The following is a 20,591-nucleotide window of genomic DNA, read 5'->3' as shown; positions in this document are numbered from 1 at the left end:
CGCCTCCTTCCTACTCCAAATCCAAAATCTTCAAATCGTTGCCGATCATAACAGTGTTGCTATCTCCAATGAAGTATTCATCCTCGTTTACCGCATTCAAAGCTTCCATCGTTATAGATTCAAACTTTTCATTCTTAACTATATAAATGGATACATTCCCGACCAATTTCTTTTCTATCATTTTCGCAGCAACCTTACTTAAACTATCAATAGTATCAATTCCCTTGGCCGATTCTTCTTTTACAAAAACCGTAATATCCGCATTGAAATATTCGTTTTCGTTATAAATTTCTTCCAGTTTCGTGTTCTTGTTCAAACGGTCCGGAAACACACCTTCGCCAAAATCGACGGAAAACTTAAAATCTTTATAAATTTCTTCCACGAATCCGGAAACCACTTTCGCGTATTCGGGAGCGATTAAAACCCCAAAATACCCGTCTGTAATATCGTAGGTACCATCTTTATTAATCACTACGCGAGCTTCAAAACGATTTGATTCCGAACCACTCTTCGGATACAAATACATTTGGTTATAAGGGTAAGCCCAACCGCTGCCGCTAAAGGACACCGCCACGAACTCTTCCCCGTATTTCTCCTGCAAATGAGTCAGAACCCGTTCTTTTATGACTTCCGGGTTCGGTTTGTTTTCCCCGGCTTGCTGTTCCTGCTTCTTACCCATACATCCGCTCACTCCTAAAGTAATGATCATTCCTGCCAACACAATCAGCAAAATTCGTACCGCCCGTTGACTCATACGTTTTCCCCCTTACCATCCAAAGCCGAACCGGGAAGAGTATTAATTGGCTTTCGCTTAATTCCGCCATTAGTTCTCTCCCCATATGTTTTCACTTCACTTCGAATTGCCAACCATTTTATGTGAGCCTTTCCGGATACACGCCTTCATTAAAACTTAAAGAAAACTTGAAATCGTCATAAATCTCTTTTACCAATCCGGAAACCACTTTCGCGTATTCGGGAGCAATTAAAACCCCAAAATACCCGTCTGAAATATCGTAGGTACCATCCTTATTAATCACAATACGAGCTTCAAAACGATTTGATTCCAAACCACTCTTCGGATACAAATACATTTGGTTATAAGGGTAAGCCCAACCGCTGCCGCTAAAGGACACCGCCACGAACTCTTCCCCATATTTCTCCTACAAATGAGTCAGAACCCGTTCTTTAATGACTTCCGGGCTTGATTTGTTTTTCCTCGGCTTGCTGATCCTGCTTCTTGCCCCTACAGCCGCTCACTCCTAAAGTAATCATCATACCTGCCAGCACAACCAGCAAAATTCGCACCACCCGTTGACTCATCCGTTTTCTCCCTTACCATTCAAAGCCGAAATCGGGGATTTGGAAGGAGTTTTCCAGCCGGCGGGCGATCGCTTGGTCGAGGCAAGCCTTTACCCGCTCCAATTCCTGGTCCAGCAAGTCATAGATTTGCGTTCGGAAACTGTCAATCGGGGTATCCATATCAAACGTTTCCTGCTCCAGCGTAAACAGAGTGACTCCCATCAGCACCGTCTGGACGCTTTCAAAGATACGCATCACGAAATCCGTTGCCTTCATTGCATATTTTTCCGCCTTCTCCGAAACTAAGGTTTCATAGTTTTCATCAGGCAGTTTATCCAGCTCGGCTGCCAACTGATCGCGGCCCGCTTCCAATTGTCCGGCGGCATATCGCACTGTTGTGTCAATGGCGTGAAGAAGCTTCTCCTTATTCAGTTCACCGACCTTCATGAAAACGGAGTAAACCCCAAGATCCGCCAGCAGCGTAGCTTCCTCTTCTTCCGATCCGGGGAAAAAGATTTTCCATACCTCAGGTTCCACAGTCCCGGCCGTATTATAAAACCAGCTTACAAACCGGGAAAATTCGCTTTGCCCCGATACAACCGCCTTCCCGCTTTCTTCAAAGACCAGCTTTCTATACAAAAAAGCTTCGTCATCTTCGCTAAGTTCCTCCGCCTGCTTCACAAAAACAACTTTCCTGGTATGGTCCCCTACCGGATCATCTTCTCCCACAAAGTTGACGGCCTTCCCCGGAAGTTCTTCCATGGCCGGGGCGCCAAAAACAACGGCTTCCGCCTCCAGCGCTTCCGCGAGCAAAGCGGCATGCCAGCCTCTTTGCCCCAGTCCGGTAAACACATGCTTTATCCCGGGGTCCAGCACTTCCCGAAGTTTATGGACCACTCCATCCAACGGGAACGAATATGTATCGTCATCTTCGGACGCCTTAGGGTCCGAAACGGTGATTACGCCTTGACGATGCGCCTGATCCGCAAAAAGAACCCACTCGGTGCCGCGTTCGCCGCCCTGCCCAAGCAATTCCAAATCCGCTAAATGTGCGGACTCCAGAATGGCCTCGGCCAAATCCCCCAGCCCCCGATCCGCAAGGGAGGGCTGCAGGCCGCGAGCGATTTCCTTCACACTGCCGGAGTGCTGCGAAGTCAGCAGCCCGGTGCCCGTCAATTCACATAACCATAGGTATTGTTGTTCATTCAGTATCATTCAATCGCACTCCGTATCTCGGATTATCTCTTGGCTTTCTTTTGCTTCTCTAGCTCCTGTGCCTTTCTTGCCGCTTCAGCCCTGCGCCGGTCATCGGCGATCTGGACTTCCCGGGCCAGCCGTTCAAGCCCCGACTCTATATCGCGGATCTCCGAACACAGCCGGTTGATTTCATTCCTGGTTTTTCCTGTATAATCATCCTTGAACGCAGTCCCGGCCTTTCCTTTCCACCAGGAAGACGTCTCCTGTACATGGGAGCCAAGCTGTTTCTCGGTCCTTCTCAAGTCCGCTTCTCCTTGCGCCGTTCTTCTCGCGGCCGAACGGATTTCACTCGTTGAATACACTGCTTATTCCTCCCGCCTTAACGTTTCGTGTAACTTTAACCCAGCCATTTCATAAAACTCCGGCTTCAAATGGGTCTCCACCACATCAGCATCCAGCAACCCTTCAAGCAGCCCGATCACATCCTTACATTTCTCCCCTTTGATGCCCAGCGTTTCCGCTTTGATCCGGCCATCGGGACATATCCGGATTTGAATTTTTTCCATCATCATGCCCTCCTTAAAAATCGACCGTTCTTCCGCCGCGTTTAAAACGGACGTCATCAAACTCGCCTGTGCCCGCCAGAATTCCGCCATAGGGGTTGGCGAGGCCTTCATTCGCGTACTCTTCCCGGTCCTCTCTCGGAGTTGCCGCCACCGCCCGAACGTTCGCCCAATCCCGGATCCCGCGAATTTGTTCGGCCAACGTCACCGAAAGCGGCACGGTGTTGGCGATGGCCCGTTCAAAATACTCCAGACGAACCGCCGAATTTTCCGCATAGGCCTCAAACAAAGCATCGATCACCAACTGCTCGATCTCCGCGCCGACGAAACCTTCGCATTTGGAGCACAAATGCTCCAGGATTTCATCCGTCAGCTCAAACTCGCCGGAAACTTCCGGGTCCGTCAACCGTTTCGAAATATGGACCTTCAAAATATCCTTTCTTTCCCGCTTGGTTGGCAGGTCCACAAAGAAAATTTCGTCGAATCTTCCTTTGCGCATCAGTTCGGCGGGCAAGGCGGAAATGTTGTTCGCCGTCGCGATCACGAATACGGGGCTTGTTTTCTCCTGCATCCAGGTCAGAAATTGCCCGAACACCCGGGCCGAGGTGCCGCTATCGGAGCCCCCGGAGTATCCGCTGAAGCCTTTCTCGATCTCATCGATCCACAGAATCGAAGGGGAAATCGCCTCCGCCGTTTTGATCGCTTTCCGCATGTTCTCCTCGCTGCTTCCGACGATTCCCCTGAAAATTTTGCCCATGTCCAGCCGCAGCAGCGGCAGCTGCCACATCGAGCTGATCGATTTGCTGATCAAGCTTTTGCCGCAGCCCGGAACGCCGGTAATCAGCACCCCTTTAGGAGCCGGCAGCCCGTATTTGCGGGCCGAATCCAGCCAGGATTTGTTGCGTTTGGACAGCCAGCGCTTCAAGTTTTCCAGCCCGCCGACATCCGCCATTTTCAAATCGCTGCGTACAAACTCCAAAATTTCGGTTTTCTTGATGATTTGTTCTTTTTCTTGGAGGACGACTTCGACATCGTGGACATTCAGCTTTCCGTCCTCGACCATGGCGCGGGCAAAGGCGTTTTCCGCCTCCGAAAGCGTCAGGCCAAGCGCCGCCTTGGCTAACCGCTCCTTGCCTTCATCATCCAGATCGATCTGAATCCGCCCGCTCTGCTCATTGATTTGAATCATTTGCTCAAGCACGGCCTTGATCTCTTCAAAGGAAGGCAGCTCGAAATCGACGATCGTGACGTCCTTTTGCAAATCGTCCGGAAGCATCAAAAACGGAGACGTAAAAATAACGTTGATCGGATGCTCGCTCTGCTTGATATTGGTCAGCATATCCCTGAGCTTGCGGATGATCTGATAATCCGGCGCCCGCCATTCCCCGCCAAAAAACACATGAAAATCCTGCAGCACAAAAATGCACGGTTTATCGTATTTTTCGATGAATTCCAGCGCCTTCAGGGGCGGTTTCGTATCCCCCTTCGCTTGGCCTTTCCCGTCGATCATGCCGGTCGTTACCCGCCACATCATCACTTCCCGCGGCGTTTTGATAAGTTCGGCGTCCTGGGCGACCTCGCGAATCAAGGATAAAATCCGGTTCTCCTCCCAGGTCTGAATGTAAAGGTACGGAAAGCGCGCCCGGAACAAATTGGCCAGATGTTTTTTCGTTTTATTGGTTGGGTTCGCGGTAGTCACATTTTCAACCCCATCTCATTAGTAATCGATCCGGCGTCCGCTGCCGGTTTGGTTTAGGTTGGTTGCAGGCGCATCTGCTGCGGGCCCATCCGTCTTTTCGCGATGTTCGGACTCTTGATCCTCGTTCCCCGCACGTTCCGGCTGATCCGCTTCCGCCTTCTTTTTGGGTGCCGGAGGCTTAAACTGGGTCGTGCTCCCCGCCGCTTGGAACTTCGCTTCCGCCTCTTGCCTCAATTGGGTGGCTTTTTGCTGGCTCCTTACTTTCTCATTAGCCTTATACACATCCAGCTGAATCAGAAAAGCCGGCCTTACGTTAAAAGCATGCACAATGCTCGCAACCCACACGGACAGTGCGATGGCCGCGCCAATCCCAATTGCTGTTGTAGAAAAGGCGGTAATCATGGCTGCCAAATAAACAATCCCCCAGATTTGCCAACGCCGCTGCTTTACCCGGAGTCCTATGTACAAAAAAGCGATAAAACTTGTCATCGCAAAAGGAACCAAAGTCAGAAGAATCCACCAGCTGTTGGTGATTTCCCAGGCTTTCCCGCGCTCGGTATACGTTCTAAACATGCCTATCTCCTTATCTATTCAATATGTACGTCAGTTGGATCGAACGATCCCTAAGCCGCTCCTCCTGTTCCAGGATCAATCCCTGGCTTCTTGCCTTCTCCACCAGATTCTGATAGACCTTTTGCTGAAGGAGACGAGCATAAGATTGCTCAACGTTGGCAATCCACTCTTCATAAGCGGCCTGGTCCGCCGTTTCAGGCAGAATCAGCGTGTAGCAACCTGCTTCATTGACCGTAAAAATAACCTCGTTCGTAACGGAAGAAGCAACCCCCACGGCCTCCACCCCCTCAGCGGTACGGAACGAACAATCCCAATCCTCGAGCGCTTGCTTCAGAAGAGTTTCATCCTTCATGCGCGTTTCCAGGATTAGAAGGTTATTCTCCTTGTTTTCCAGCTTGCGGGAGATCCCTTCGGCAATTTCCTTGGTTAATGCAATCGCGACGGGAATCAGCACAATTTCCAGACTCATCCTTTATCCTCCTTACGTTCATAACCCAGTCCCAGCAAAAGCTCCAAATCCGCCAATTGAGCCATTCCATTAGCAGTGATGGTGCCGTCGGCGTGCAGCTGTATTTCTATTTTATTCGCGATGTCAGGCAAACGGGCCTCCAGTTCTTTATATCGATCCGTGAGAAAACGATACTGCTGATTTCGCGAACCGATCCAGGGACGGCTTAAATCATGCTGGCTTTGGATATATGGACCATCGATCAGCAGGTCGGTTTCCTTTAGCAATTGCTGCCAACCCGCATGGCTTGATTTACGAATAGTGTCATAGTCATAACCGGAAAAAGTAACGACCGACAGGTGCATCTCTTTGACCTTCCTGGCCAAGACACTTAGCTCATGCGCCTGACTAAACGGCTCGCCCCCCAGGAAAGTTACACCTTCCAATTCGGGAGAGGTATTTCGGACAGCCTGTATATCTGAAACGATCTCGTCGATGTCGCGGATTTCCCCGCCGTCCATCTCCCACGTATGCGGATTAAAACATCCCGCGCAGCGAATCGGACACCCCTGCACCCATATCGCATAACGAAGCCCGGGACCTTCGACTTTTGTTTTTTCCACGATTCTTGATATGCGAAGCACAGTCACCCTATGCACCAACCTTAACCTTAGGAAAATTCAGGAAGTTTAAATTACGGCAGTTTGGATTAATTTTACTATAAATCCAATGTTAAAAATATATACCCTTCCTACTTGATACATCCCAGTAATTGGGTATAAAGACTTGGGCAGATAGGCTCGAATGGGTTTATGAGAGGGCGGATAAACTCGCGTGGCGGCAAATGAAAGGGCTTATTCCGAAGGGGAGTAAGCCTGAATGTTTGGATACTAAAGGGGAGGGGCCGTGGTAAATGTCTGAGCTAGCGGCGATTCCTAACGGTTGCGGACGCGCTTATTTGGCGAAAAAACGGGCGGTTCGATTTCTAACGGTTGTAGTGGGGCTTAATTAGCGTAAAAATGCCCCAGAACCCTAAAAAAATGCAAAATAAGCTCTCCTGCAACCGTTACGATTTATTTCAGCTTGATTTTGCCAAAATAGCGGCGCTCACAACCGTTAGCGCTGTTGTTGTCTAATACGCTAAATTTCCTCTTGTCATTTCCCCAGTTTGGTTATTAATAATAAAATGCCAGCGGTTTCTGTTGTAAGCATCAGTGTGGACCTTGTTGTCCCCATCACAGACGACAGAGGGGGGATTATAAAAAAATGACACATATGAAAGTTTCCAGATTTCATATGTGTTATTGGATGAATGATGTGTTCATTTCGTAAAAATTGTTCTTAATTCTTAAATTCGGAGTCATCAGCTACAACTAGTATTAAAAAAAGAAAACACAACACGGGCGGCTAGCTCGCATTGTGGTGTGGTTGATTATATTGAACGATGGTTACACAAAATTCCTAGGCCCTTTTAACAGCCTCCAAGTAGCCCTTAAAAACTATCCTTTGGATTTTTATAGCACCATTCATTATCAAACGGATTTCTAATTATTTTCTCTAAATCATCTAATTCATAAAACCAATCAAATTCGGTCCAGAGCTTGATATCTTTATATGCCTTGATAAAATGATAACTAAATTTAAGCAGTATTTCTTCGTTCAGGTTGTAATCTTCCACCATAATCAGTCTGAAGAGATTTTCACTTGAATTATAAAAATCAAGGTTTATGTAGTTATTATGTTCAAACTTCTCATCAAATGCCCAGAATGGAATCTTTCTCTCTGAATATTTGTCAAGCGGAATATCACTTATAGTGGCATGAATACATCTAAAATTTCCAGACTCGTCAAATCTCTTATCAAACACCCAATATAAATTATTATTCTCTGATATTTTTTCAATATTTTCCAAAATATCCAATAATGAAATATTTGAAGATTCTTTAGCTAAAAAAATCGCCATTACTTCAGCACCTTTCCAAGTTCATCGAGGGAATTAACTATTTTTACATCTGGTATCTCTTCTATGCTCTTAATTAATTCTACTACTCTAGGATTTGACATATTAATCGGCTCATCAATATAAATGATAACCTCTTTATTCTGATAGTTAAAATAATTAGGGTCGTTTGAATCTGTATATTTTATTATTTGATCCTTTTTAAGTACACTTGTGGACTTTTTGGCCTCAATGAACTGATTTGGTGTAGCAATATCAATATCTCCAGCTCGTTTTCCAGTTGTAATGTTTTCCACTTTTACACCGAAATGGGTAACTTCTGTTTTGCTGTTTACAAATTCACCCACTTTCCCCTCAATAGCAGTTCCAGGGTTCTTGCTACTTTTAGCAATTGTAATTGCATTAGGAATATTATTGAGATTTTGTTCAATCCAATTCAAAGTGCATCCAGATGGATTTTCAAACTCATACTCTAATCCTCTATGGGTTTTAGTTACTACAGGTTCTTTTATCTTAGGAACGGCATCCCCCGTTCCCTCAGCCACCTTACTCGGAACAGGCGTCTCCAACTTTCCTTCCGTTGCCGGCACCTCATCCACTTCCGAACGCTTCAGCCACCCGGTCAGCCTTTGTCCCGCAGTACTCTTGAGCGCGCTGGAAACGAGCTTAAACGCATAGGTGAAGGTCACGTCCCCGGCTCCGGCCATAGCGGTATCGAGAGCGATATTTTGGGCGCGGCCTGTGAGGTTTTGGGCGCCGTCATTCTTGAAGTCGGTTACCGCGTCAGATGCTTCGGTGGCTGTGCCGAAGATCGCTCCCGCCGTCATGGATCTGACAAGCGTGGGTGATAGCTTGGAGAGGGCCGCCGGGGTTTTCACTGCCTTCAAATACTTAAAGGGCAAAAAGAACCCGACTACATTTCCGGCAGCTTCGCCAGCTCCTTTGCCGTACGGATCGTCCAACGGATTTACGTAACCTTCCGGTTCCGGTCCCATAATCCATTCGGCAAGCAGCTCCGGCAATCCTGCCGAGGCCGTGTTGATTGCGTTCACCACAGCATTCGATCCACCGACCATTAGGTTCGCAAAAAAAGGATTGCCGATGCCGCTTTGTTTTTGCCGCATCTCGTTTTCTTCTTTTTTCTCATGTTCTTTCAGCTCGTTATAGATCCTGTCTTGTTCTTCCTTGGTCAAATCTGCCCAACAGGTCTGTTTCAGCCGCTCCTGAACTTCCGGATCATCGCGGTTTAGTACGTCGTCCAGCGAATAGCTACGTGGATCATCCGCCATAATAAAGTATTGCGGTTCGTTCTTGGCCTCCTCAACCGGTTCCACTTTCGGCATATTAAACAGCGCCTGCCAGGTTGCTGGCCCGATTACACCCTCGAGCCCGTCTTGATCCTTCTCGTAAACCTCCCGGAACCCTTCCAACGCACGTACGGTAGCTTCATCAAAATAGCCGTTCGCCTCGACCTCAAACCCCAGCTCCTGCAAACGCAGCTGCGCCATTTTCAACGGCTCGGAGTAGGTCTGACCATGCATTTGCACCGTCAGCAGCCCGCTCAGCGTCCCGAACAAAGTCCGCCACACATTTTCATCCACGATTCCTTGCCGATCGCCAGCATTGTCCAGTCCGTATTTTTCTTTATACCGATTAACTGCTTCTAGCGTGGCCGAGTCAAAATAACCGTTCGCTTCCAGCTCATATCCCAGCTCGTGCAATCTTTCCTGAAGTTTTAGCACTTCATCGCTGTAATGCTCCGGGTCCAGGGTCAGTTCTTTCGTAAGCGGCTCCACCGTGATAGGGAGGTAAACCGCCGCTCGGGAGAATAAGGAAAACGCCGAAAACGGAAAAGGAAGGACGGTCGTTTTATTCTCTGAAATCGTTGGGAGCCCGGCAAATTTGTTTAAGGTAACCGGAAGTTTTAACTGCTTCGCCTTCAAAGAGGACTCCTGCTCCTGGCGAGTATACTCGTCCGCCGCCCAGCGCAGCGTTTTCTCTTTCGTGCGCAATTCGTCGCCGATCTCCCGGGACAGCTGCCTAATCCGCTCCATCCGCCGCTCCACTTCAGATATTGCAGAGCGGACTCCCGACTCGGAATAAGCCGAGCTTGTTCTACTGGTTAACTCCGATACTCTTTTTAGCGTAACTGTGACTTGATCCCCGAACTGTTGCTCCAACCGGCGTACTTCGTCTGCGAGCCCGTTAATGCGGGCCGGATCGACCTTCAGTTCCAAGACGTTCCCCTCCTTTCGCCAACATGCTTGGAAACGCAAAAAGTTGTTCAAGGGAAGAAAGCGGTTTGCACCGAAACAAAAGGACCTGACCCCGCTCCGGCATCATCCCCAGCATCCAGGTTCCTTTTTCTGTTCTCGCGCAGGTAAACAACGATTCGGCCTCCTCTCCAGAAGCTAGATGGTATCCGGCAATGACCTGGCAATCGGACTGTGGCCCAAAGGCTTCCGCTAAGTCTGACGAGGTTTGGCCATCTATCCCAAGCTTTTGCAAAAGAGCCGTTGCTGCTCCTTGTTCTCCAGCTCCCGCAAGCGCCAGAGCGTAATTGGCCTCCACCGCAGGTAAACGATAAAACGCCTCCTGCTCACAATCGCTAAGCAAAAACTGCTCCCGGAGCATGGCAATCGCTTCTTCCCGCCCGGTACAAAGCTGGACCTCGCAAGTCTCTCCCCCAGTTAAGCGCGTGAACATCCCCGCCCGGCAATGGATAAATTCCATGGAGACTGCCCCGTTTTTTTCCACCAAACAAGCAAACACCTGGTCCGGGAACGACAAAATTTCCGCAATCGCAGCATAATCACGCTCTATGTATAGTTGATCCTCATCTTCCTCCGTCATAATATGTTTGCTCTTCAGCCGGCCGGACACCTTCTCCCATCGTTGGCGGGCCTCCTGCAAATCAAGGCCATCCAGCACATTTTCCACACCGAACAAGGTAGTGGCACCGGAAAGCAAGCATAGGTAAAACCATTCATCTTGCGACAGCACATAGTTTGTCCTATTCATTCCGTACTCCTGGACATTTAGATATTTTATGGAAAAAACACTTCAATACATTCTATCAGCCCGCCGCCGGCCTCACAATTCCTCAGTTGGGATAACATCCCACAAATGATCCGTTTCACCTATATAAATGAACAAAAAGTCCGGAGCAGCATGGATCTGCCCCGGACATATTTATGAGGATAATTTACTAATCTAGGCTAAGAAGTACCCAGGGATAAAGTTAGATGCTTCAAATCGATAACGGCATTTAATTTCATAAGAAGATCAAGTCCAAGCAGTCCGTTGATATGCCCCTGAGGGTCAATAACGCCAAAATCCAGCTTTACATCGTTCAGGCCTACTGCTCCTAGCCTTACCCCGTCAACCTGTTTCATGTAAAAATTATGCAAACTTCCACCAATACCATAAGAAGAATGGATATAATCATCAAGTTCTGCAGCGATACCGATTGTTTCGACCGCGTCGGGGGAAATGATCGTTTCAGCAGCTCCGGTATCTATAACAATCCGGTTGACCACTGTAGATCTTCCTCGAAATAAAATCTCTACTGACGTGAACAAAAGGCCGTTTTCAGACACGACGTTTATCATAATTAACCCCTTAGTCCGAACAACTGTTTGATGGGGACTTCAATTTTCTCTTTACCCGTATGGTAGACGAGAATGTCGTCTTTTGCTCGAACTAACTCTCGTGTGGCTTCTACATTATCGTCAAAAGCCTGAATGATTGCCATATCGTCAACATATCGCACTTGATTTTCGATGCGCCCCTCCAAGATACGGAGTTTAACAAAACGGTTTGGGTACAGCCTGCGAACTTCCTCCCACTTCAACGTCTACACCTCCAACCAACTTATATTGTATTTCTATGATAACACTTACTCCTGAAGCATGCTATGCAGTATGAACGGTTGAAAAACACCGGAAGGCCAAGACTCCTACCCCATCATAATTTGTTAACACTAATCCGATTGCATCATCTCAAACGTATATTATGAATTTGGAGAACTGCCCCGATCATGTTCATAAGGCTAATTTACTAATCTAGGTTAAGAAGCATCGTGTCCCCGATGATTAACCGGGACACAGGCCAAAATCCGATCCAGCCGAAAAGCCAGGGGTTCGCCGGAAGCAAGGCAAGTTGCCCGCACCAGACCTTCACGGACGTCATGAATCTTGATCTTTCGCTGGGTGATTTTTCCCAAGCGGTCCATGTAAATGATCTCAACGGTCCGGCCAATGTATTTTTTCACCAGTACCATCTCCAAATAAGAACGTTTGTTTGTAGTATATGCAAACACACGTTCTTTATACAACAGGGAAATAATGTTTTTTTGACTCAGTCTAATCATCAGTGCTTGACAGTGATGTCGGCAACCGGTCATGGAAAGAAAAGCTGGAAAGGCGTTGAAAGCTTGAGGACAGGGAAGGCCGGTGGGCAGGTCGGCAGATCAACATCCGCTGTCCGGACGCTTTGCACGATTATCCCGTTTAATCAGAGAAGAAGATAAATTCAGGAGAAGAAGATAGGTTTGTAAGAAGATAGGTTTGTAAGAAGCAGATATTTTTTCCTTATTAATCCCTCACATCCTAGCCCCCCCCCCTGCCCTCTGAACGAAAGGGATAATCGTGCAAAGCAGCCTGCAGGGAAACCAAGACAAGAATGCTATATATAGACAGCCATCTCATTCCTCAGTCCGGCTCCTCGAATCAATAGAGCTAGAGTCATAATTTATTTCGTCAAGCACTGATCTCGGCTTAGTGCCGTTTTTATTAAATCAAATGTTAATCCTCCTTATATTTGACCATTCCATGCGGACTGGTCCTCAAATAAAAATAGAAAAACCGCTTTAAAGTAGCGGTTTCTTTATAAGACTCTATAACATAAAAAAATATCATTTTGTAGAGTATACTCCGTGGATTGTTGTTGTAGACAACGGGATAATAAATCCAAAAAGAGGTATTGTCTTGAAATCATGTTCTGAAAGGATGGGGAGAAATGAACAGTCTTATAGAACAGCTTTACAACGGCATTTTATGTCCGGCTGAAAAGATAGTTCCCGAGGATCCGCAGTATCGTCAGGTAAACATAGATGTATCCGAAACGATGACGGACTGGAAAAAACGGCATTCCGAAGAGGAATTTAAGGAGCTTGAGGCTTTGCTGGATTTGTACGCTCAGATTCATGATATGGAGTTGATTGCAACTTTCACCTGCGGATTTCGACTTGGAGCGGGACTGGTGGCAGAAATTTTAACGGGCAAAAATGAACTTGCCAACAAATTAAGCCATTTTCCTGATGAGTTACCAGAGTAGGATAGTCGAACGAGCCTAGAAGACATGATGAATTTGAGAGATTGCTAATATTGCCATTGTTTCTATTATCCTCTCTTTGTACCTTTCCAATTTGTGGTATAATACCCCTAACAACAGAATGGCTGAGATGGGTGGTCGGCTAGTCTCCCTTGAAGGAGGTGATGCCTGTGGAGGTTAAGGACGTGCTGTCTTTAATGATTCAATTCGGAGCGTTTTTAATAACGCTGATCGGTTTGGTCATTACGATAGTCACTACGTTAAACCAAAACAAAAAGAAATAGACCGCCCGTGGTAGGAGATGGTCTATTTCTCTGACCTTGACTACAGCCGACCGCTCTTCAAAGCGGCTGTTGCCAGAGTGAAGATGTGCGCATCTTCACTCTTTATTTTATGCAGTTTCATTTGATTTCATTCTAACATAGTAAAAAAGGTATTGACAATACTATACAAGACTATCGATTGGGTAAAAAAATGAGGGCCTGATTTTTTCTATACCCCGAATCCTCTAATTCCGGTTGTTTTTTAGTAGCTTCACTCCACTTTAATAGTATACGGAATTTATTTCATTCCGAATTCAACATGAAGGTGGAGTTATGATGGCAAAAAAAACGTATAATGTCGATTTAAAAACACCTAGTTTTAAACAATTTAATGACGGAACAAACAAGTGGTACAGCAAAAAAACGAGCTGTGGCGGAACGATTGGTGAAGAAGGCTGCTTTTTGACTTCGGCCGCCATGATCTTTAAGGGATTCGGCGATAATGTAGACCCCGGAACGCTAACGGACAAACTTAAATCGGATTACAAAGGGGCCGATTGTCCGTTCGCCTGGGATACCGCCGCTAAGGCTTATTCCCACACCTGGCACAATAAAACCAACGGCTCTTTTGACAATATTCGCGATGATCTTTTCGAACTGATTGTAAACAGCCGAATCCCGGTGATGGTGCATGTGCCTAATCATTTGGTCGTCGTTAAAGGCTTTTCGGGCACCCTTACCGTCGATATTGACGGATATCCTTATTACACGGAAATCACCGCTTCCATGTTCAAAGTAAACGACCCGGGAAGCAGCAAAAACACGACCTTGCAGGATGTAATCACTCAAAAAGGCAAAGTGGACTATATTACCTATTACACAGAGTAATTGCAACTGCTAATAAGCGAGGACATTGGTTTCCGATACCTCGACGGTGTCCGGAACTTTTGGCAAATCGTCTATGTTTTTCTTCGTAACCAGCAATATTTTGAGCTTCGGCAGATTGGCAACAGGGGCTACTGCGAACGTCGGCATCGCGAATGTCCAAAAGCTTAAGATCTTCGAGAGCGGCCAGCGGCGAAAGATCGGTTACCCGGGTGCTCCGCAGTTCTAAACGCTCCAGGACATCAAGCTCTTTCAATAAACTGATATCATTAACCGGGTTATTGGAGATAAGCAATCCTTCGAGATTCTTAGCTTGCTGTATACCTTCAAGACTGCTTAACCTCGCACTGGATAAAGAAAGATATTCAAGCGCATCCCAATTTTTAATAAAATCCAATGATTCGATATCGCTGTCATTGATATTTACCGATTTAAGGCGGAGCTTGCCAAAATCGGGCAACTGCTCCAAACCAACCCCCTCCAACTGCAAATACTCCAAATGAGGAAGTTCACCCAAAAAATCTAAATTTTCAGCATTGGTATAAGATAATGTAAGGCTTTTTAGATTGACAAGTTTTTTTAAGGAAGATAAGTCGATCGGTTCGGTTATCCCTTCCAAAAGGAATCCCGGATGGCCGCTGCCACGGGCGGCGGAAAATCACCTTCGGCCGATCTGTCCCTCGTTGTGTCCGAGGCTGAACTGCAGCCGGCCAAGATGGTTAAAATCAATAAAAAAACAATGGGAAACCTGTGAAATTCCGTATTCTTAAACAAGTTCGCGCTACCTCCTTTATTTTCCTCAATATTAATAAACGAAATTATTTTCTAAAAGTTTCCATATAAAAATAAAAATACGACCCAATTTCCGGTCGTATCAATCTTTATGCTCATCTTCAACCAGTTTCCGGCAAAAATCCGGGTCAACGCGTCTTTGTCGCCATTATGAGCTCGCGCGACCAGGTCGAATAAATCGTTTTCCATTTCCATCGCTTTAACCGCTTTCCGTCAGCATTTGCCGCAGCTTCTTCAGTGCCAGATTCCTTGTTTTATTGACAGCTTGGGGAGATATGTTTAATTGGGCGGCAATTTCATGATCTTTATAGCAAAGCGCATAGCTCATGGTGACGATGATTTGTTGTTTGGCGGACAGCTTGGAAAAAGCGTTGAACAAACAAGGATTGGTGAAGGTCTCCTGAAATTGTTCAGGAGAGGCAACAGCGGGGTCGGACGGAAACAAATCTACGGAACCGGTAAGCGCTTCTCCCAAGGATCGGTCTCCCCGGCCGTCGGACAAAGGTACATCGAAAATAAGCGGATTGCGGCGGTCGATTTTTCGGTAGAAACGAAGCCGTTCAAGGGCGGCATATTTTATGGTAGAGGAGAGGTAGTGGGTAAAGCGGATTTGAAAATAGTGCTTGCGGAATCCGGTTTCTAACGCCATTTGGCGGTCCGCTTGTCCTGCTTGGGATTTCAACAAAAGAATGATGTTTGACTCATCGCGAAAAAAACTCTGTATGACCCGGTTTTCAAAAATAGGTTTATGACGCCCGCAGTAGCTCTGAAATTCTCTTTGCAGCGGCTTCGCCAGCATAATTTCCCCTCCGTTATTTTCAAAATTGACGGTTCCCGTTATCCAAATCTATCACTTTCCTGATATATTGTGTGACTGCTTCATAGAACCCGCTTGTGCGTCTGCTTGGCCGGTTCCTGCGTGTTTATCGCCAAAAAAAGAAACCCCGGCATCACCTTACCGGTGACCCGGGGCTTCTATTAACGGTCAACCTCCAAAATATTCCTTTAACCCTTTGAGAACCCCCGCCGCAAAATCGAGAGAGGCCTCATAGATAGGGTAGTCCAGATTAGCCAACGCGGTCGGATTCGTGATATACTCCACCTCGATCAGCGCCCGCGGATATTTATAGGATGAGCCGCTCGGGTATCGCAGAATGCCGAGTGAACCGACTGCAGCTTTGGTATCGTCCAGCACCCCTCTGTCTTTCGTACCCAAGTAACTGACAACGCCGTTTTGAAGCGCTTGAGCGAACGGCTTATCGCCGGATCTTGTCTGGGCGTAATAGGTTTCGGTCCCGCTGGCCGTTGTGCTCCCGCCGTTCCAATGAATGCTGATGACCGCATCAACTTTTTCATCTTGGCCCTTTTTCCACCGATCATTAATTTCTACTTTCTTATCGCTATTTCTTGTCATTACGACCGTAACGCCGGCGTTTTCCAAATAAGATGCGACCGATTGGGCAAAAGTGAGGGCCAGGTCTTTTTCATACACCGTTTTATTGTTCAATTTGCCGCTTGCACCGTTATCGCTTCCCCCGTGCCCCGGGTCGATTAAAATCTTTTTTCCTTTCAAAGCCATGTTAATCACCTCGTTGTTTATTGATTGGCGCCAATCTATCCATTAAAGTGATCTTAGTAGCTAAAAAACAACCTTCAGGAGGAAAATGATGAGAAATGGCCTTGTTTTGCCGCTGATTGCCCTCATTTTAATGCTGACAGCCTGCGGAGGAAATGAAGTTAAGCTGCAATTGGATAACCCCCGTCCGGGAACGGTTCTGGACACCCGGCAAATTCAAATTTCCGGAAAAGTCTCGAATCTCAGGGAAACTTATTTCTTCTATCAAATCGAAGACGGGCATTCTTTTATCGGAGAAGGGAAGCTGACCGTCGATCGGGAAGGGCGCTTCGATTTGGTGGCAGAGGTCAAAACTCCGTCCAACGCTAACGCCACCATAAGCTTTTATCTGGACGAGGATCATAACGGGGAATTTGATGTGGAGACGGATACCGAACAAAAAATCGGCTCCGTAGACCTTGTTTTCGATGAATCCTTGGTGCAAAGATAAACGCGGCAGTATACATTATTAAAAAGAAAAAATAGACCGCCCCAGAGGAAGGTGACGGTCTATTTCGGCGGAAACGTTAGCCGCAGCGGTTTATTAGTCCTTCGTCGTTCCCGGCCGGTTATTGCCAAGCTCAAACAACCCGGTTGCCGATAAGCCGGCCAAGCCGCCCGCCCACAGCCGCAACACCAGGTCCATGTCCGTAAAAGGATACGCCGCCGCGCCGATCAACACACCGATGATCACGCCGATGAACGGCACCCAATTTTTCGGCAGGTTTATCGTTGTTTTCACGAGTTGCACAACAGCTAAAACAAATACCGATAAGACCGAAGCAAAAGCCAGCACATTGGTCAAAATTTCATTTTGCATCCCTTATCGCCTCCTTTCTTATTCCTCGGGAATCCCCGCCGCCCGCCGCAGGTAATTCGCCAAATTGTGAAAATGCTGAGCCCGCGGGTCGTTTCCTTCGGCTTTCGCTTTAAACCATGCGGGGGAGAGCCAGCGAAAAATGATTTCCTGGGCGTTGCTTTTGGGAAAGCGGGTGAGCGGTTTGGCGGCCGCATCGTTGGCAAGCGGGATTCCGGCAGCGAAACGCAGGTTGTTCGCCAGGTTATGAAAATGAGTTTTACCGGCTTCGTCGTTTTTCCGTTGGGACGCAAACCATGCCGGGGATACGTAGTTGTCGATCAGCGCTTGCGCAATCGAGGCCGGCAATGGGGTAAAACTTTCGTTCGTATTGGTGTTCGGATTCGAACCAGCGGATCGGGTGGATTTGATTTCAGCGGCTACGTCATCCAGCAACTGTTTTAAAGTTTTGCCGCCGCTGGCCAAGGCCTGCTCACAATCGCTCCGCCGCGCCGGATCCAGCTGTTTGTGGGTGGGAATAAAGGTGTAAGGATTTTTGTTCCACTTGTCGCAGCATAAAGCCAAATACCAAACGTATCTATTGTAAGCTTCGGTAAAGTTGATTTTTCCGCCGTAACACAGTTCAATGCCCAGCGCGGCGTCATTGGCGTCATAGCCGAAAGCGTCGTTGTCGGTGGTCACATCATACCGCACATGCCAGGCCTTCTCCGCCGGATCGGAACCGGTGCCGGTTGGAATGATCTCCAAAATTTTCGTATCATCAATAAAAACATGGGCCGAGGCCGAGCGGTCGGTCTGCGAGTTAAAATAGTTAAAGTGGTTGTCCGCCGTCGCCCCGGGATTGCCGGTATCATGCGCTACAAAAAATTCCGGCGTCCCCGTCTTCAGCCTTGTGCCGGGTCTTACGTTGGATCGCTTGGCAATGTACCGGCGCTCTATATTATATTTAGTAACATCCAAAACTATCACCTCCTTGATACAATCTATTCTTCCAAGCGGTCGATCCGCTTGTGCGCCTGTTTGGTCGATTCCTCGACCCGCGTCAATCGCTCGGAAAACGCCTCGAACCGCTGCCCCTGCAGCTTTTGTTCGATTTTCATGTCGTCCACGCCGCGCTTGATGTATTCCACATCGGCACGCTGCACCGCTTCCAGCTCCGCGGCCTCTTCCGCTTCCTGCCGCATCGCCTTTGCGCGCCCCGCCCACCCTAAAGCAATACCGCTCAGCGCGGCCAAGACCGACGTTACCGCAGTAATTACCGTAATATCCATTACCCTCACCCTCTCTCGATAAAAAAATGGCCTTCGGATCGGCTCCGAAGGCATAAGAAAAACATCTATTAAGTACATTCAAAGCAGATAGAAAGCACATAAGTCTGATTTTTGTATAGAAATGCTCAACTCTGCTGAGAATTTATAAAAAAATCTTAAAAAATAACGCCTATGCGGCGCTCCCTGTGATTGTTTGGGTGATTTTTTCGTGTTTTTGAATAAGCTGCTCATAATCGCACACTCCGATTTTCCCGCTACTCTCTTTGTAAACGTACTGCCCCAACTTAACTACGAGCGCCTCGGTTGGCCCCACAATGAGCCCGGCCCGTACGCTTCCGTCTGTATTATATTCGATCGTAACGCGTAACCCAGTAAACTTAGCAATTTCCTGTACCCCGTAGCCATTTCGCCATCTGCAAATTCAATCGCCTTTGCTCTTTCTTTTTAACGAAACATCCTGATCATGTATATCACCCTTCGTTATTTACTCGACCGCAATCCAGTCGTGGAGCTGACTACCAAGTTGTGTGATCCTACTGTCAGTTATGCCAAAGTTCACCGTTACTGTAAATCCTCCGCTGGTTGGAATAAAAGATACTAGATCTGCTCTAGCTCCCAGGCCTATTATGAAATTTAATGGAGACTGATTTGAGATAAGTCCGAGAAATCTAGTCTGATTTCCGGGGAATGCAACTGTATCGAGCCGAATAAATATATACCGTGGTGTAAAAGACAATCCTGATACTGATTCGGTAATGCTAAGATCGCTGGTGAAAACACGCGAAAAGGACCCCATAGCCACGTTACCCTTAAGATTGCGAATTGCCGCCGCTAATTGACTGAATGTATCGCTCCCTGATGCCGTCCCACCTCTGCCAATGATGGCGGAAGCGATCACGTTTTTCCCATCATTGACATTTGTAAAAAGCTCATTCACCGCACTTACAACATTGCCCTTCGCCGATGTGAGCAAGGAGGACAGTGGGCCAACGGCGTTGCCGGCTGAAGCCGCCGCCGTATTCGCAGCATTCGCCGTTACCTGCGCTGCTGTTGCAGCATCATACGCCGCCTTGACCGCCTTCGGCGTTGCCGCCCGATCCTCGGCAGTGTTGTCCGTGGCGCTGGAAAGTTGCGTGATGCCCTTCTGTGTGAGGGAAGCATCGGGAACATTGATGTCCTTCAATTCTTCTCGAACTTCCCCCACCGCCGCATCAATTTTATCCCAGTTGTCATTTAGCATCGTTTGGATGTTAAACGTATCGTTTCCATCGGTTGCCGGGTCTTTTTTGAGTAGGTTGAGATTAGGTGTATTACTGGCCAACCGGATCACCTCCTGCAAATTTGTTCAATGAGATTTGTTTCATCTGATTAAGAGTCAGCACCTCGTGAATGTCGCGAATCAGCAAATAAGAAAATTCAAACTTCAATGCCAAATGCGCCGGTTTAAGTTCTCCGATAACGGCTATAAGATCGTTCAGGTTTGGCGGAATCCCTGCACTATCCACGAACTTCACCGTAAAGCTCCATTCACTGGGCTGAAAAAAAACATCCACCTTCCCGCCGTAATACGCCTCCGCCACACTCTTCACCAGCCGCCCCGAAAACTTCCCGCTGCCCCGCAGCTTGGACTCAACGACGGCCCGGCGCTGGTCAAGCGGCTTACTAGGATCGGTCTCGATGCCGAGCTCGTTTTCCCAGCGGTCGAGGCCCCAAGTGGCCGTCCGCACAAAAAACTGCTCCAGCGTTTCGTCCAACGCCTCAAATAGCCGATCCAGCTCAACGCCTTTGGCATTCACATCCGCCTGCATGACCCGAGAGTTTTCGTAATAACTCGGCAGATAGGAAAACATTTCGCGCCCCCGCGGGCTTGTAAGT

The 20,591-nt window shown here is 47.6% G+C and carries 30 protein-coding genes; 5 read left to right on the top strand and 25 right to left on the bottom strand.

What is annotated here, in order from left to right; translation table 11 throughout:
* Nucleotides 1-10: 10 nt before the first annotated feature.
* From ACLD72_RS11600 to ACLD72_RS11525, 16 genes are all read right to left on the bottom strand, one after another.
* Entirely contained in the window at nt 11-754 is a 744-nt protein-coding gene (locus ACLD72_RS11600; protein ID WP_411002607.1) for a hypothetical protein, read from the bottom strand.
* A gap of 118 nt (nt 755-872) precedes the next feature.
* A complete protein-coding gene (locus tag ACLD72_RS11595; protein ID WP_411002609.1) occupies nt 873-1,139 on the bottom strand; it encodes a hypothetical protein in 267 nt (88 codons plus the stop codon).
* A 46-nt stretch (nt 1,140-1,185) separates the two neighbouring features.
* Nucleotides 1,186-1,320, bottom strand: coding sequence for a hypothetical protein (locus tag ACLD72_RS11590; RefSeq protein WP_411002610.1), 135 nt, complete (start codon nt 1,318-1,320; stop codon nt 1,186-1,188).
* 12 nt (nt 1,321-1,332) lie between these two features.
* Nucleotides 1,333-2,514, bottom strand: a complete 1,182-nt coding sequence (locus ACLD72_RS11585; protein WP_411002611.1) for a hypothetical protein — start codon at nt 2,512-2,514, stop codon at nt 1,333-1,335.
* A 23-nt stretch (nt 2,515-2,537) separates the two neighbouring features.
* A complete protein-coding gene (locus ACLD72_RS11580) occupies nt 2,538-2,858 on the bottom strand; it encodes a WXG100 family type VII secretion target (protein ID WP_411002612.1) in 321 nt (106 codons plus the stop codon).
* Between the two features lie 3 nt (nt 2,859-2,861).
* Complete coding sequence (locus ACLD72_RS11575) at nt 2,862-3,062, bottom strand: DUF2997 domain-containing protein (RefSeq protein ID WP_458475774.1); 201 nt, start codon at nt 3,060-3,062, stop codon at nt 2,862-2,864.
* Between the two features lie 13 nt (nt 3,063-3,075).
* On the bottom strand, nt 3,076-4,758 hold the full coding sequence (locus tag ACLD72_RS11570) for an AAA family ATPase (protein ID WP_411002614.1): 1,683 nt from the start codon (nt 4,756-4,758) through the stop codon (nt 3,076-3,078).
* Between the two features lie 18 nt (nt 4,759-4,776).
* Nucleotides 4,777-5,331, bottom strand: coding sequence for a hypothetical protein (locus ACLD72_RS11565; RefSeq protein WP_411002615.1), 555 nt, complete (start codon nt 5,329-5,331; stop codon nt 4,777-4,779).
* Between the two features lie 10 nt (nt 5,332-5,341).
* Entirely contained in the window at nt 5,342-5,800 is a 459-nt protein-coding gene (locus ACLD72_RS11560; protein WP_411002616.1) for a hypothetical protein, read from the bottom strand.
* Complete coding sequence (locus ACLD72_RS11555; RefSeq protein WP_458475773.1) at nt 5,797-6,402, bottom strand: 4Fe-4S single cluster domain-containing protein; 606 nt, start codon at nt 6,400-6,402, stop codon at nt 5,797-5,799. The genes ACLD72_RS11560 and ACLD72_RS11555 overlap by 4 nt, the downstream gene beginning before the upstream one ends.
* 869 nt (nt 6,403-7,271) lie before the next feature.
* Nucleotides 7,272-7,742, bottom strand: coding sequence for a hypothetical protein (locus tag ACLD72_RS11550; RefSeq protein ID WP_411002618.1), 471 nt, complete (start codon nt 7,740-7,742; stop codon nt 7,272-7,274).
* Nucleotides 7,742-9,976, bottom strand: a complete 2,235-nt coding sequence (locus tag ACLD72_RS11545; RefSeq protein WP_411002619.1) for a peptidoglycan-binding protein — start codon at nt 9,974-9,976, stop codon at nt 7,742-7,744. The genes ACLD72_RS11550 and ACLD72_RS11545 overlap by 1 nt, the downstream gene beginning before the upstream one ends.
* Nucleotides 9,945-10,760, bottom strand: coding sequence for a hypothetical protein (locus ACLD72_RS11540; protein ID WP_411002620.1), 816 nt, complete (start codon nt 10,758-10,760; stop codon nt 9,945-9,947). The genes ACLD72_RS11545 and ACLD72_RS11540 overlap by 32 nt, the downstream gene beginning before the upstream one ends.
* A gap of 197 nt (nt 10,761-10,957) precedes the next feature.
* Nucleotides 10,958-11,350, bottom strand: a complete 393-nt coding sequence (locus ACLD72_RS11535; protein ID WP_411002621.1) for an aspartyl protease family protein — start codon at nt 11,348-11,350, stop codon at nt 10,958-10,960.
* A 2-nt stretch (nt 11,351-11,352) separates the two neighbouring features.
* On the bottom strand, nt 11,353-11,592 hold the full coding sequence (locus ACLD72_RS11530) for a hypothetical protein (RefSeq protein WP_036623350.1): 240 nt from the start codon (nt 11,590-11,592) through the stop codon (nt 11,353-11,355).
* Nucleotides 11,593-11,808: 216 nt separating this feature from the next.
* Nucleotides 11,809-12,021: a hypothetical protein gene (locus ACLD72_RS11525; protein ID WP_411002666.1), complete on the bottom strand. Its 213-nt coding sequence runs from the start codon at nt 12,019-12,021 to the stop codon at nt 11,809-11,811.
* Between the two features lie 737 nt (nt 12,022-12,758).
* On the opposite strand from ACLD72_RS11525, the gene ACLD72_RS11520 reads away from it, so the two are divergent.
* From ACLD72_RS11520 to ACLD72_RS11510, 3 genes are all read left to right on the top strand, one after another.
* A complete protein-coding gene (locus tag ACLD72_RS11520; protein ID WP_411002622.1) occupies nt 12,759-13,076 on the top strand; it encodes a DUF6809 family protein in 318 nt (105 codons plus the stop codon).
* 161 nt (nt 13,077-13,237) lie between these two features.
* Nucleotides 13,238-13,357 (top strand): putative holin-like toxin, encoded by a 120-nt coding sequence (locus ACLD72_RS11515; RefSeq protein ID WP_230877209.1) that lies wholly within the window; start codon nt 13,238-13,240, stop codon nt 13,355-13,357.
* Between the two features lie 315 nt (nt 13,358-13,672).
* Entirely contained in the window at nt 13,673-14,224 is a 552-nt protein-coding gene (locus tag ACLD72_RS11510; RefSeq protein ID WP_036620946.1) for a C39 family peptidase, read from the top strand.
* Here ACLD72_RS11510 and ACLD72_RS11505 read toward each other — a convergent pair.
* Entirely contained in the window at nt 14,205-14,840 is a 636-nt protein-coding gene (locus ACLD72_RS11505) for a leucine-rich repeat domain-containing protein (RefSeq protein WP_411002623.1), read from the bottom strand. The two genes, ACLD72_RS11510 and ACLD72_RS11505, sit on opposite strands and share 20 nt — an antisense overlap.
* Before the next feature lie 12 nt (nt 14,841-14,852).
* Here ACLD72_RS11505 and ACLD72_RS11500 point away from each other — a divergent pair, with 12 nt between their 5' ends.
* Complete coding sequence (locus ACLD72_RS11500) at nt 14,853-14,975, top strand: hypothetical protein (protein WP_411002624.1); 123 nt, start codon at nt 14,853-14,855, stop codon at nt 14,973-14,975.
* A 71-nt stretch (nt 14,976-15,046) separates the two neighbouring features.
* Here ACLD72_RS11500 and ACLD72_RS11495 read toward each other — a convergent pair whose 3' ends face one another.
* The 3 genes from ACLD72_RS11495 to ACLD72_RS11485 form a co-directional block, all read right to left on the bottom strand.
* Nucleotides 15,047-15,202 carry a hypothetical protein gene (locus tag ACLD72_RS11495; protein ID WP_458475772.1) on the bottom strand — a complete coding sequence of 52 codons (156 nt, stop codon included), beginning with the start codon at nt 15,200-15,202 and terminating at the stop codon, nt 15,047-15,049.
* 10 nt (nt 15,203-15,212) lie between these two features.
* Nucleotides 15,213-15,812, bottom strand: a complete 600-nt coding sequence (locus ACLD72_RS11490; RefSeq protein ID WP_411002626.1) for a sigma-70 family RNA polymerase sigma factor — start codon at nt 15,810-15,812, stop codon at nt 15,213-15,215.
* Nucleotides 15,813-15,998: 186 nt separating this feature from the next.
* The gene (locus ACLD72_RS11485) at nt 15,999-16,592 is read right to left on the bottom strand and encodes an N-acetylmuramoyl-L-alanine amidase family protein (protein ID WP_326044383.1); all 594 of its coding nucleotides are present in this window, start codon (nt 16,590-16,592) and stop codon (nt 15,999-16,001) included.
* An 88-nt stretch (nt 16,593-16,680) separates the two neighbouring features.
* On the opposite strand from ACLD72_RS11485, the gene ACLD72_RS11480 reads away from it, so the two are divergent.
* Complete coding sequence (locus tag ACLD72_RS11480; RefSeq protein WP_458475771.1) at nt 16,681-17,079, top strand: hypothetical protein; 399 nt, start codon at nt 16,681-16,683, stop codon at nt 17,077-17,079.
* A gap of 93 nt (nt 17,080-17,172) precedes the next feature.
* Here the strand turns inward: ACLD72_RS11480 and ACLD72_RS11475 are convergent, their stop codons facing one another.
* The 5 genes from ACLD72_RS11475 to ACLD72_RS11455 form a co-directional block, all read right to left on the bottom strand.
* Nucleotides 17,173-17,448 (bottom strand): holin, encoded by a 276-nt coding sequence (locus ACLD72_RS11475; protein ID WP_036620937.1) that lies wholly within the window; start codon nt 17,446-17,448, stop codon nt 17,173-17,175.
* An 18-nt stretch (nt 17,449-17,466) separates the two neighbouring features.
* Nucleotides 17,467-18,414, bottom strand: a complete 948-nt coding sequence (locus ACLD72_RS11470) for an N-acetylmuramoyl-L-alanine amidase family protein (protein WP_411002628.1) — start codon at nt 18,412-18,414, stop codon at nt 17,467-17,469.
* 14 nt (nt 18,415-18,428) lie between these two features.
* Entirely contained in the window at nt 18,429-18,716 is a 288-nt protein-coding gene (locus ACLD72_RS11465) for a hypothetical protein (RefSeq protein WP_036620935.1), read from the bottom strand.
* A 484-nt stretch (nt 18,717-19,200) separates the two neighbouring features.
* Nucleotides 19,201-20,037 carry a phage tail protein gene (locus ACLD72_RS11460; RefSeq protein ID WP_411002629.1) on the bottom strand — a complete coding sequence of 279 codons (837 nt, stop codon included), beginning with the start codon at nt 20,035-20,037 and terminating at the stop codon, nt 19,201-19,203.
* Entirely contained in the window at nt 20,027-20,566 is a 540-nt protein-coding gene (locus ACLD72_RS11455) for a YmfQ family protein (RefSeq protein WP_411002667.1), read from the bottom strand. The genes ACLD72_RS11460 and ACLD72_RS11455 overlap by 11 nt, the downstream gene beginning before the upstream one ends.
* Nucleotides 20,567-20,591 lie beyond the last annotated feature (25 nt).

The organism is Paenibacillus lacisediminis (assembly GCF_046567315.2).
This window is presented reverse-complemented; position numbering and strand designations above follow the sequence as displayed.

Coding starts and splice junctions, on each gene's coding strand:
- ACLD72_RS11600 (WP_411002607.1), bottom strand. CDS start 754: ATGAGTCAACGGGCGGTACGAATTTTGCTGATTGTGTTGGCAGGAATG.
- ACLD72_RS11590 (WP_411002610.1), bottom strand. CDS start 1,320: ATGAGTCAACGGGTGGTGCGAATTTTGCTGGTTGTGCTGGCAGGTATG.
- ACLD72_RS11585 (WP_411002611.1), bottom strand. CDS start 2,514: ATGATACTGAATGAACAACAATACCTATGGTTATGTGAATTGACGGGC.
- ACLD72_RS11575 (WP_458475774.1), bottom strand. CDS start 3,062: ATGGAAAAAATTCAAATCCGGATATGTCCCGATGGCCGGATCAAAGCG.
- ACLD72_RS11565 (WP_411002615.1), bottom strand. CDS start 5,331: ATGTTTAGAACGTATACCGAGCGCGGGAAAGCCTGGGAAATCACCAAC.
- ACLD72_RS11560 (WP_411002616.1), bottom strand. CDS start 5,800: ATGAGTCTGGAAATTGTGCTGATTCCCGTCGCGATTGCATTAACCAAG.
- ACLD72_RS11550 (WP_411002618.1), bottom strand. CDS start 7,742: ATGGCGATTTTTTTAGCTAAAGAATCTTCAAATATTTCATTATTGGAT.
- ACLD72_RS11540 (WP_411002620.1), bottom strand. CDS start 10,760: ATGAATAGGACAAACTATGTGCTGTCGCAAGATGAATGGTTTTACCTA.
- ACLD72_RS11535 (WP_411002621.1), bottom strand. CDS start 11,350: ATGATAAACGTCGTGTCTGAAAACGGCCTTTTGTTCACGTCAGTAGAG.
- ACLD72_RS11525 (WP_411002666.1), bottom strand. CDS start 12,021: ATGGTACTGGTGAAAAAATACATTGGCCGGACCGTTGAGATCATTTAC.
- ACLD72_RS11520 (WP_411002622.1), top strand. CDS start 12,759: ATGAACAGTCTTATAGAACAGCTTTACAACGGCATTTTATGTCCGGCT.
- ACLD72_RS11515 (WP_230877209.1), top strand. CDS start 13,238: ATGCCTGTGGAGGTTAAGGACGTGCTGTCTTTAATGATTCAATTCGGA.
- ACLD72_RS11510 (WP_036620946.1), top strand. CDS start 13,673: ATGGCAAAAAAAACGTATAATGTCGATTTAAAAACACCTAGTTTTAAA.
- ACLD72_RS11500 (WP_411002624.1), top strand. CDS start 14,853: ATGGCCGCTGCCACGGGCGGCGGAAAATCACCTTCGGCCGATCTGTCC.
- ACLD72_RS11495 (WP_458475772.1), bottom strand. CDS start 15,202: ATGGAAAACGATTTATTCGACCTGGTCGCGCGAGCTCATAATGGCGAC.
- ACLD72_RS11490 (WP_411002626.1), bottom strand. CDS start 15,812: ATGCTGGCGAAGCCGCTGCAAAGAGAATTTCAGAGCTACTGCGGGCGT.
- ACLD72_RS11485 (WP_326044383.1), bottom strand. CDS start 16,592: ATGGCTTTGAAAGGAAAAAAGATTTTAATCGACCCGGGGCACGGGGGA.
- ACLD72_RS11480 (WP_458475771.1), top strand. CDS start 16,681: ATGAGAAATGGCCTTGTTTTGCCGCTGATTGCCCTCATTTTAATGCTG.
- ACLD72_RS11475 (WP_036620937.1), bottom strand. CDS start 17,448: ATGCAAAATGAAATTTTGACCAATGTGCTGGCTTTTGCTTCGGTCTTA.
- ACLD72_RS11465 (WP_036620935.1), bottom strand. CDS start 18,716: ATGGATATTACGGTAATTACTGCGGTAACGTCGGTCTTGGCCGCGCTG.
- ACLD72_RS11455 (WP_411002667.1), bottom strand. CDS start 20,566: ATGTTTTCCTATCTGCCGAGTTATTACGAAAACTCTCGGGTCATGCAG.